At 47.5% G+C, this 501-nt stretch carries 1 rRNA gene; it reads left to right on the top strand.

The window, feature by feature from the left end:
• Nucleotides 1-148: 148 nt before the first annotated feature.
• Nucleotides 149-501: ribosomal RNA gene (locus tag LZP96_RS24000) — 23S ribosomal RNA — on the top strand; the annotation flags it as partial.

Raw genomic sequence — 501 nt, 5'->3', positions numbered from 1 at the left:
TTTGCTCTTTAAAAATCTGGATCAAGCTGAAAATTGAAACGACACACTGTGTCTGTTCTCCGTAATAAGAACAGATAAGCGGTGTGTTCGAGTCTCTCAAATTTTCGCAAAACGATGATGAATCGAAAGAAACATCTTCGGGTTGTGAGGTTAAGCGACTAAGCGTACACGGTGGATGCCCTGGCAGTCAGAGGCGATGAAGGACGTGCTAATCTGCGATAAGCGTCGGTAAGGTGATATGAACCGTTATACCCGACGATTTCCGAATGGGGAAACCCAGTGTGTTCCGACACACTATCATTACGTGAATACATAGCGTAATGAAGCGAACCGGGGGAACTGAAACATCTAAGTACCCCGAGGAAAAGAAATCAACCGAGATTCCCCCAGTAGCGGCGAGCGAACGGGGAGCAGCCCAGAGTCTGAATCAGCATGTGTGTTAGTGGAACGGTCTGGAAAGTCCGACGGTACAGGGTGATAGTCCCGTACACAAAAATGCAT

The organism is Huaxiibacter chinensis (assembly GCF_022171985.1).
Taxonomy (GTDB): Bacteria; Pseudomonadota; Gammaproteobacteria; order Enterobacterales; family Enterobacteriaceae; genus Enterobacter; species Enterobacter chinensis_A.
The sequence above is the reverse complement of the archived record's forward strand: the minus strand, read 5'-3'. Positions and strand labels throughout refer to the sequence as shown.